Origin of the sequence: Streptococcus mitis (assembly GCF_001074635.1) — a bacterium.
In the GTDB taxonomy this organism is placed as follows: Bacteria; Bacillota; Bacilli; order Lactobacillales; family Streptococcaceae; genus Streptococcus; species Streptococcus mitis_E.
On the sequence record NZ_JUQO01000186.1, the window covers coordinates 1 to 7,401 of the forward strand.

The following is a 7,401-nucleotide window of genomic DNA, read 5'->3' on the forward strand; positions in this document are numbered from 1 at the left end:
GCAGGCTGTACTTGAGTACGGCAAGGCGACGTTGACGTGGTTTGAATTTGATTTACGAAGAGTATTATCTTCATCTCGCGCTTGTCAGTTAACCTGCTTTTCCGATTGCGAGTGCATAGATAAAGAAGATGGCGAAGCCAAAGAGGAAAATCAATCCTGCAATGGCAAGGTGTTTGAGCCAAGAAGGAAGATTTTTGTTTTCACGCGTTACCAAGGCGTAGTTCAAAAGAGCGAAGAATGGTGTTGTCAGGAAAGAACCAATCATAGCAAAGCGGAGCATGGTTGAAACCTGACCAGCGAAGAACTTGATAATGACGATACCGATGATAGCAGTGATGGTCATCCAGATGTTCAAAGATTTACTACTGTCTTCTTTTTGACTGATTAGCAGTCGTAGAGATTCTTGATTGACACGAGAGTAACCATCGATAACAGTAATAACTGTTCCAAAGATACACAGGAAGGCAATAAAGGTAATCAAGTAACGGGACCATTCGCCAAGAACAGAGGCATACATGCCCACGAATTGAGAGATGTATTTGGCTGAAGCGGCTTCAACTGCTTGCCCTGTAGGATACTGAATTAGTGCTCCCAGTGCTACAAAGAACACAGCTAGGATAGCTGTTCCAATGTAACCAACGTTAAAGTCAAATAGAGCGTCCTCTGTGTTAAAGTTGACGGTCTTTTTCTTTTCAGCAGACCAAAGTGAATTGATAGCTGAAATTTCAATAGGAGCCGGCATCCACCCTAAGAGGGAAACGATGAAGGGTAGAGCTGCCATTTGCCAAGGTGTTTTCTCGACAAAATCAGAGCTGTATTCGGGATGCTTGACCGCCGCGATGATAACTGCAAGAACAGTTGCAATGGTCAAAGCTGACATGATCCATTTTGCCATGCCATCTAAGAGTTTGTAGCCTCCAAAGAGTAACATAGCCCAAATGATTGCAACGAGAATGAGGGACCACTGAGTGATGCTAAGACCGATCATTGGGAAGGCACTGGCGATGATAGCTGAGCATAGAATGGCAACACCAGCCGTGTTGACCATAGCCGAAAAGACATTTAGGATAAAGAAAATCCAGAGATAGAGTTTCCCTTTTTCGGCATAACCTTCAACCAAAGTCTTTCCAGTATCAGCGGTGTATTCAGCACCAAAACGGAAAAATGGATATTTAAAGACATTGGCTAAGATGACCAAGAGGAGTAGCGACCACCCATAAGAACCACCAGCTTGAGTGGAAGATACAATGTGAGAACCGCCAACAGCAGCAGAAGCCATTAGGATTCCAGGTCCCATTGCTTTTAGTTTACTTGTCCAGGTTGATTGATTTAACGAAATAGCTTGCGACATGATAAATACTCCTTTTTGAATTTTCAGAATAATCTGGATATGTAATCTATATTCTACAAAAAACTTTGGGAAAATGCAAGAATATTTTGAAAAAAGATAGAAAATTACAGAAAATTTACAAAGAAGATCTGAAAATAACTGCTATGATAGTAAGGTGCAGCAGGATAAAGAAAAACCGAGAAGTTTCTTTCTCGGATTTGCTTATTATGAGGTTCTTACTTTCTATGCTCCAAGAGTTGATTGATATGGTCTACTTTTTTTGATGCTCTTTTATAGGAAATAGCCCAAATGATGAGGTAAACAATCGCAAACTCGATAATGAGCTGGAGATAGAAGAACCAGTGGAAAGGAAACCAACCTGCTAGAGTTGCTAGTGGGACAAAGCCAGCCAGCATAAGGAAGAAATGAGTCAGAGTGGCACGAAGCATGCTCCAGTCACGGCTGAATAATCGCTTGCCAAAGTTGAAGAGAATACCAATGGCTGCCCAAATAAGAGTACAGTAGAGCAAGACCAGGGCACCGTGAACCTCATGTTGAGTCATCACTTGTCCGATGATAGAGTAGGGATTTAGTGGTGCGTAGGTATTTGGTGCATAAATGAGTGAAAAGATGATAGAGAGGATGAGGCCGATGAGGACACCAGTAGCTGCGTCGTGGAAGATTTGTTTTTTCATAGTTCTAATTTCTCCTTGATGGTTTTTAGATAACGGCGTGAAGAGTAGGTGAAGCTTTCGTTTTTCAAGAAAATTTCTACCAGGCCGTTGGGCGTAAGCTTGAGATGGGAGATGGAGTCGATATTGATGATTTCTGATTGGGAAATTTGGATAAAATTGGTTGGCAGGAGTTCAAGGACTTGATAGAGCCGTAAATCAATGCTGTAGGTCTGACTCGTGGTTTCTGCTAGAACTTTCCGATTCTCGATATAGAAGCGCTGAATCTTGCCAATCTCAACGAGATAGACCTGATTATCGATTTTCCCTTTGATTTTTTCTGTTAGATCCAGATTTTCTGCGAACTCGATGACTTTCTGGATTTTATCTGTCGGCTGAGGTGCTTGAACAATCAGCTTTTCCTCTTCGTAAGTTTCACTAATCTGTAGTTCTACTTTCATAAATTTCTCTCCTTGTTTTTTATACAAAATTGTGATCACTTCTTGTACACCTTTATTAAACACTATTTTACAGCCTATGGCAAGAGCCTTTGTCTATGTGGAGGAATTTGGCTCCTATGTGGCGCTTGCTTTTCTGTCCTTTCTGAAATATGGTATAATAGCACTATCAATTTCTAGGAAAACAGATACAGAAAGGGGCTGAAAGATGTCTCATATTATTGAATTGCCAGAGGTGCTGGCAAACCAGATTGCAGCTGGAGAGGTTATCGAGCGTCCTGCAAGTGTGGTTAAAGAGTTGGTAGAAAATGCCATTGATGCTGGCTCTAGTCAGATTATCATTGAGATTGAAGAGTCTGGTCTCAAGAAGATTCAAATCATAGATAATGGTCATGGAATTGCCCACGATGAGGTGGAATTGGCCCTGCGTCGTCATGCGACCAGTAAAATAAAAAATCAGGCAGATCTCTTTCGGATTCGGACGCTTGGTTTTCGTGGTGAAGCTCTGCCTTCTATCGCATCCGTCAGTGTTTTAACTCTTTTGACAGCAGTTGAGGGCGCAAGTCACGGAACCAAGCTAGTCGCGCGTGGGGGAGAAGTTGAAGAAGTCATCCCAGCGACTAGTCCTGTGGGAACAAAGGTTTGTGTGGAGGACCTTTTTTTCAACACGCCTGCCCGTCTCAAGTATATGAAGAGTCAGCAAGCGGAGTTGTCTCATATCATTGATATTGTCAATCGTCTGGGTTTGGCCCATCCTGAGATTTCTTTCAGCTTGATTAGTGATGGCAAGGAAATGACGCGAACAGTGGGAACAGGTCAATTGCGCCAAGCTATCGCAGGGATTTACGGTTTGGCGAGTGCCAAGAAGATGATTGAAATTGAGAATTCTGACCTTGATTTCGAAATTTCAGGTTTTGTATCCTTGCCTGAGTTGACCCGAGCTAATCGCAACTATATCAGCCTCTTCATCAATGGTCGTTATATCAAGAACTTTCTGCTCAACCGTGCAATTCTTGACGGCTATGGCAGTAAGCTCATGGTAGGACGTTTTCCACTGGCTGTCATTCACATCCATATCGATCCTTATCTAGCGGATGTCAATGTGCATCCAACCAAGCAAGAGGTGAGGATTTCCAAGGAAAAAGAATTGATGGCCTTAGTTTCAGAAGCTATTTCCAACAGTCTCAAGGAACAAACCTTGATACCTGATGCCTTGGAAAACCTTGCCAAATCGACCGTGCGCAATCGTGAGAAGGTGGAGCAAACTATTCTCCCACTCAAAGAAAATACGCTCTACTATGAGAAAACTGAGCCGACAAGACCTAGTCAAGCTGAGGTGGCTGATTATCAGGTAGAATTGACTGATGAAGGACAGGATTTGACCCTGTTTGCCAAGGAAACCTTGGATCAGCTGACTAAGCCAGCAAAACTGCATTTTGCAGAGAGAAAACCAGCTAACTATGACCAACTAGACCATCCGGAGTTAGACCTAGCTAGTCTTGATAAGGCTTATGACAAACTGGAGCGAGAAGAATCATCCAGCTTCCCAGAGTTGGAATTTTTCGGACAAATGCACGGGACTTATCTTTTTGCCCAGGGGCGAGATGGGCTCTATATCATAGACCAGCACGCGGCTCAGGAACGGGTCAAGTACGAGGAGTATCGTGAAAGCATTGGCGATGTTGACCAAAGTCAACAACAACTCCTAGTGCCTTACATCTTTGAATTTCCAGCGGATGATGCCCTTCGTCTCAAGGAAAGAATGACACATTTGGAGGAAGTGGGCGTCTTTCTAGCAGAGTACGGAGAAAATCAATTTATCCTGCGTGAACATCCTATTTGGATGGCAGAGGAGGAAATCGAGTCAGGCATCTATGAAATGTGTGATATGCTACTCTTGACCAAGGAAGTTTCTATCAAGAAATATCGAGCAGAGTTGGCTATCATGATGTCCTGCAAACGGTCTATCAAGGCCAATCATCGTATCGACGATCATTCGGCCAGACAGCTCCTTTATCAACTTTCTCAATGTGACAATCCCTATAACTGTCCCCACGGACGTCCTGTTTTGGTGCATTTTACCAAGTCAGATATGGAAAAGATGTTCCGACGCATTCAGGAAAATCACACCAGTCTCCGTGAGTTGGGGAAATATTAAACTAAAAGGAAAACTATGTACGAATATTTAAAAGGAATCATTACCAAAATCACTGCCAAATACATTGTTCTTGAAGTCAACGGTATTGGTTATATCCTGCATGTGGCCAATCCCTATGCCTACTCAGGACAGGTTAACCAAGAAGCTCAAATTTATGTGCATCAGGTCGTGCGTGAAGACGCCCATTTGCTTTATGGATTTCGCTCAGAAGATGAGAAAAAGCTCTTTCTTAGTCTGATTTCGGTATCTGGGATTGGTCCTGTATCAGCTCTTGCTATTATCGCTGCTGATGACAATGCTGGCTTGGTTCAAGCCATTGAAACCAAGAACATCACCTACTTGACCAAATTCCCTAAAATTGGCAAGAAAACAGCCCAGCAGATGGTGCTGGACTTGGAAGGAAAGGTAGTAGTTGCAGGAGATGACCTTCCTGCCAAGGTGGCAGTGCAAACCAGCGCTGAAAACCAAGAATTGGAAGAAGCTATGGAGGCCATGTTGGCTCTGGGCTATAAGGCAACCGAGCTCAAGAAAATCAAGAAATTCTTTGAAGGAACGACAGATACAGCTGAGAACTATATCAAGTCGGCCCTTAAGATGTTGGTCAAATAGGAGCAGAGCATGACAAAACGTTGTTCGTGGGTCAAGATGACCAATCAGCTCTACATTGCCTATCATGATGAGGAGTGGGGGCATCCTCTCCATGATGACCAAGCATTGTTTGAGTTGTTGTGCATGGAAACCTATCAGGCAGGTCTGTCTTGGGAAACGGTGCTCAACAAACGCCAAGCTTTCCGAGAAGCCTTTCATGGCTATCAAGTTCAAGCGGTGGCAGACATGACCGACACCGAATTGGAAGCCTTGCTGGATAATCCAGCTATCATCCGAAACAGAGCCAAGATTTTTGCTACACGCGCTAACGCCCAAGCCTTTCTACGGTTACAGGCAGAATGTGGCTCTTTTGATGCCTATCTTTGGTCTTTTGTTGAGGGGAAAACTGTCGTTAACGATGTTCCCGATTATCGTCAAGCACCAGCTAAAACACCCTTGTCTGAGAAATTAGCCAAAGATCTCAAAAAAAGAGGTTTCAAGTTCACAGGCCCAGTCGCTGTCTTGTCTTTTCTACAGGCTGCAGGTCTAGTTGATGACCACGAGAATGATTGTGAATGGAAAAGCGTAAGTTAGTGAGTGTAGCGTTTAATTATTTGAGAATAGAGAAAAAGCTGAGAAACTCATCTCAGCTTTTTATACATACTATTAGATTTGTTAAAGTGAAGTCAAAAAAGTGATTCCACCTAAAATAACACCAGCTGAATTTGGAATGATTAGTATCCAATCCTTTTTAGGTTCTTTTGTCCATCCATAAATAACCCAGATTAAGCAAGATATAGCAGCTGATAAAGGTTGAAATGGTTGAGCTTTATTTCCCTGTAAATTGGCGATAATTTGAGGAATGTAGGCAATAAATACTATAATTCCAATAAAGGCACCAATAGAACCTACGATTCGATTAATTTTTTGTTTTGTCATATACACCTCCTTCAAAAGGATATCATAGAAATTAGCGAAATGCAATAAATTCAGATACAAATTGTAACGAAAACGAATACAAAAGCACAAAAATAGAGAAACTATTTATTTTTTGTTATAGTCAAAGCGAATGATTTGCTCCTTTGCATCTACATAGGCGTGAACTCCGAAGGGTACAATTGCTCTTGGAGTTGCGTGGCCGACATTTAGATTATAGATAATCGGGATATTGCTGTCAATAATATCCAATAGTGCCTCTTTATAGTCGTCATAGAAAGTTTCATCCATAGGTTTTCCGACCAAGAGTCCACTGATGACCTCGAATATACCAGTGTCTTTTAAAGTCCGCAACATATTTTTGAAGTCTTCTGGCTCAGGTTTTTCTTCGCTTGTTTCTAGCAAGAGGATTTTTCCTTCCCAGTCTGACAAGTCAGGGAAAAGTTTGTATTTTTGACAGAGATCCGTGCTGTCTGCGTATCGAGAGTTGTTAAAGATATCGTAGAGGGATTCGAGACACCCACCGAGGATTTCCCCTTCGAATTGGGCATTTCCTTGTAACAAGTCAAAACCAGTGTTTGCATGACTGACACGAGGTGTTCCTAGATCCTTGGGACTGAAGTCAGTCCTTTCATCATACCAAACGTCACTAGGGCGGATTTCTGAGATTCTTCCCGTCTCAATCAATTCTTTAAAGTAGTGAAGGCTATAGGCTAGCATTTCTTTGTCTAATTCACAAATGTCTGCTAAGAAGGATTGACCATAAAAAGTCTTGATTCCTAGTTTATGCAACATGAGATGGTTCATGGTTGTATCTGAGAAGCCAAGAAAAATCTTCTGTTTGATAACCTTTTGTAGTTGGTCATTTTCAAAAAGATAAGGTAGTAAGCGATAGGTATCGTCTCCACCGATGGCACATAGGATCATATCGATGCTATCATCGGAAAAGGCTTGCATCAAATCTTTCGCACGCGCTTCGGGGTGGTCCTTGATAAAGTCTAAGCCTTTTAACGAATGGGGCAAAAAGATAGGATTGAGTCCCAAATCCCTGAGACGTTGGACCCCCAAGTCCACTTCATGTTTGACAAAGTCTTCTCCGATAATGCCACTAGATAAACTAACAATACCAATAGTAGAAACCATATCTCATCCTCCTAGAAATAGATTGATACTCTTCGAAAATCAAATTCAAACCACGTCAGCTTTGCCTTGCCGTATATATGTTACTGACTTCGTCAGTTCTATCTACAACCTCAAAGC

General features: G+C 42.3%; 8 protein-coding genes. 3 read left to right on the forward strand and 5 right to left on the reverse strand.

Going from position 1 to position 7,401, the window contains the following annotated elements:
* Positions 1 to 88 precede the first annotated feature (88 nt).
* The 3 genes from ADI58_RS07570 to ADI58_RS07580 all read right to left on the reverse strand — a co-directional run bounded on the left by ADI58_RS07570 (position 89) and on the right by ADI58_RS07580 (position 2,462).
* Positions 89 to 1,351 carry an NRAMP family divalent metal transporter gene (locus ADI58_RS07570; protein ID WP_000075803.1) on the reverse strand — a complete coding sequence of 421 codons (1,263 nt, stop codon included), beginning with the start codon at positions 1,349 to 1,351 and terminating at the stop codon, positions 89 to 91.
* A 215-nt stretch (positions 1,352 to 1,566) separates the two neighbouring features.
* Positions 1,567 to 2,025, reverse strand: coding sequence for a DUF3021 domain-containing protein (locus ADI58_RS07575; RefSeq protein WP_049522064.1), 459 nt, complete (start codon positions 2,023 to 2,025; stop codon positions 1,567 to 1,569).
* Positions 2,022 to 2,462, reverse strand: a complete 441-nt coding sequence (locus tag ADI58_RS07580) for a LytTR family DNA-binding domain-containing protein (RefSeq protein ID WP_049522065.1) — start codon at positions 2,460 to 2,462, stop codon at positions 2,022 to 2,024. The genes ADI58_RS07575 and ADI58_RS07580 overlap by 4 nt, the downstream gene beginning before the upstream one ends.
* A 205-nt stretch (positions 2,463 to 2,667) precedes the next feature.
* On the opposite strand from ADI58_RS07580, the gene mutL reads away from it, so the two are divergent.
* The 3 genes from mutL to ADI58_RS07595 are packed head-to-tail and all read left to right on the forward strand — an operon-like array spanning position 2,668 to position 5,799.
* On the forward strand, positions 2,668 to 4,617 hold the full coding sequence (gene mutL / locus ADI58_RS07585) for a DNA mismatch repair endonuclease MutL (RefSeq protein WP_049522066.1): 1,950 nt from the start codon (positions 2,668 to 2,670) through the stop codon (positions 4,615 to 4,617).
* 15 nt (positions 4,618 to 4,632) lie between these two features.
* Positions 4,633 to 5,226, forward strand: coding sequence for a Holliday junction branch migration protein RuvA (gene ruvA, locus ADI58_RS07590; protein ID WP_049522067.1), 594 nt, complete (start codon positions 4,633 to 4,635; stop codon positions 5,224 to 5,226).
* Positions 5,227 to 5,235: 9 nt separating this feature from the next.
* On the forward strand, positions 5,236 to 5,799 hold the full coding sequence (locus ADI58_RS07595; protein WP_049522068.1) for a DNA-3-methyladenine glycosylase I: 564 nt from the start codon (positions 5,236 to 5,238) through the stop codon (positions 5,797 to 5,799).
* Between the two features lie 81 nt (positions 5,800 to 5,880).
* Here ADI58_RS07595 and ADI58_RS07600 read toward each other — a convergent pair whose 3' ends face one another.
* Entirely contained in the window at positions 5,881 to 6,144 is a 264-nt protein-coding gene (locus ADI58_RS07600; protein WP_000166114.1) for a SemiSWEET family transporter, read from the reverse strand.
* A gap of 105 nt (positions 6,145 to 6,249) precedes the next feature.
* Positions 6,250 to 7,284, reverse strand: coding sequence for a S66 family peptidase (locus ADI58_RS07605; protein WP_049522069.1), 1,035 nt, complete (start codon positions 7,282 to 7,284; stop codon positions 6,250 to 6,252).
* Between the last annotated feature and the right edge of the window lie 117 nt (positions 7,285 to 7,401).

Bases quoted from the DNA above. Each gene is read 5' to 3' on its own strand.
- ADI58_RS07570 (WP_000075803.1), bottom strand. From the start codon at position 1,351: ATGTCGCAAGCTATTTCGTTAAATCAATCAACCTGGACAAGTAAACTA.
- ADI58_RS07575 (WP_049522064.1), bottom strand. From the start codon at position 2,025: ATGAAAAAACAAATCTTCCACGACGCAGCTACTGGTGTCCTCATCGGC.
- ADI58_RS07580 (WP_049522065.1), bottom strand. From the start codon at position 2,462: ATGAAAGTAGAACTACAGATTAGTGAAACTTACGAAGAGGAAAAGCTG.
- mutL (WP_049522066.1), top strand. From the start codon at position 2,668: ATGTCTCATATTATTGAATTGCCAGAGGTGCTGGCAAACCAGATTGCA.
- ruvA (WP_049522067.1), top strand. From the start codon at position 4,633: ATGTACGAATATTTAAAAGGAATCATTACCAAAATCACTGCCAAATAC.
- ADI58_RS07595 (WP_049522068.1), top strand. From the start codon at position 5,236: ATGACAAAACGTTGTTCGTGGGTCAAGATGACCAATCAGCTCTACATT.
- ADI58_RS07600 (WP_000166114.1), bottom strand. From the start codon at position 6,144: ATGACAAAACAAAAAATTAATCGAATCGTAGGTTCTATTGGTGCCTTT.
- ADI58_RS07605 (WP_049522069.1), bottom strand. From the start codon at position 7,284: ATGGTTTCTACTATTGGTATTGTTAGTTTATCTAGTGGCATTATCGGA.